Genomic DNA, 1427 nt, shown 5'->3' on the forward strand with positions numbered 1-1427 from the left:
TGACATGATTCAGTTCGCACAGCTGCTTGATAGAGAACGTGTTTTCCGGATCCTGAGCAATTTCATAGATGAGTTCGAATTTTTCGGATGGGCGGTTCATCAGAAGTCCTTCGATTTTGGCGAGCTGCCCAGAGCTATAATTTTTTTTAATGTTTCCAGCTCTTTGCGCAAGGCTTTTACTTCGGATTTCAAATGTTTGACTTCGGAATCTTCTGTTGATTTTTTTACTTCCGAATCCTTTTTCATCACGAGAAAAGCCGTATTTGCCATTCGTCTTTCTCCGACAACGAGAGGGTCATAGCCAGCTTCTATGAAGATTTCTTTTGGAGAAAATCCCTGAAGGTATTTTTCCAGAAACAGTTCTTTGAATTCGTCGGTGAATTTCAAAGTCTTGGGTGATACGTATTTGGTATAAGCATTCGATTTGAGCTGCTTGATCTGTTCTTCAGTGAAATAGTTTCTATTCATATGTTGTGATCTCCTTAGGAAGTCTGTCCAGAATAGTATCTCACTGAATCGCTTCAAGTGTAAGGTGGAAATAGAAAATGTCTACAAAACGCGAACATATTAATTTCAAGTGCGTTTTATCGGGACTTACTAATTAAGTGCCCAATGCTTTTTCTTCTACTAAAAACCGTGTCCACTTTTATGGGTATAGTTTAAACTAAACCGAGTAGATCGGATTGATTAGATTGTTGAGCGAGTGCACGAGATTTTTGAAGTAATTTGATTTGATGCTGAATGATTTCAATATTTTTAGTATCTTCTATAATTCCATATAAATCATAAAGGATTGCTAAATAATCGGGACTCAAAAAATAATTAATCTCTAGTATTACTCGTATTTGTTCCATTGTCCCTTTTCCATTAAACATTTCATAAAATGATTCAATCATTTTGTAGTGAAAATAAGCTATAGAATTTTTGTTATCCTGATTATCGAGATATTTTTTAATTCTATCTGTTTTGTCAAAGTAGGAGAGATTGATAAACTCTTTTAGACAGAAATCGATCCATTGTTCCGCTTCGGATAATTTCGAAACATTTTCATTGAAATCATAATCAGGATCCAACTTTTTAAAGTAGTCAATGCATTGATGGAACATACTATAGTCCATATTTTGCTGCCCAGACTCCATTTTTGATAGGGCGGGCGCACTGATATGAAGCGTTTTCGCTAAATCCTTTTGTGGAATCTCATAATATCTTCTTAAATCGTGAATATATGCGCCATAAAAGCGTTTTTTATTGTATTTTTCTTGTATATTTTCTTTAAAAAACCACATTTTAAAATTTTTGAGAGAGTGTAAAATATTTTGTGTAAATAGGTAGATTTGTTTCCTAAATAGAATAGAAAAAAGGAAATATCCTTAGTAAGATTAGTTCGACCAAACAAATACTAGAAAGGACATTTCCCATGTTTGATA

General features: G+C 33.8%; 2 protein-coding genes. Both read right to left on the bottom strand.

Going from position 1 to position 1427, the window contains the following annotated elements; genetic code table 11:
- Positions 1-99 precede the first annotated feature (99 nt).
- Positions 100-468 (bottom strand): HTH domain-containing protein, encoded by a 369-nt coding sequence (locus BO225_RS00850; RefSeq protein WP_076340407.1) that lies wholly within the window; start codon positions 466-468, stop codon positions 100-102.
- Between the two features lie 191 nt (positions 469-659).
- Positions 660-1286, bottom strand: a complete 627-nt coding sequence (locus tag BO225_RS00855; protein WP_076340408.1) for a helix-turn-helix domain-containing protein — start codon at positions 1284-1286, stop codon at positions 660-662.
- Between the last annotated feature and the right edge of the window lie 141 nt (positions 1287-1427).

The organism is Dubosiella newyorkensis, assembly GCF_001945605.1.
Classification (GTDB): domain Bacteria; phylum Bacillota_I; class Bacilli_A; order Erysipelotrichales; family Erysipelotrichaceae; genus Dubosiella; species Dubosiella newyorkensis.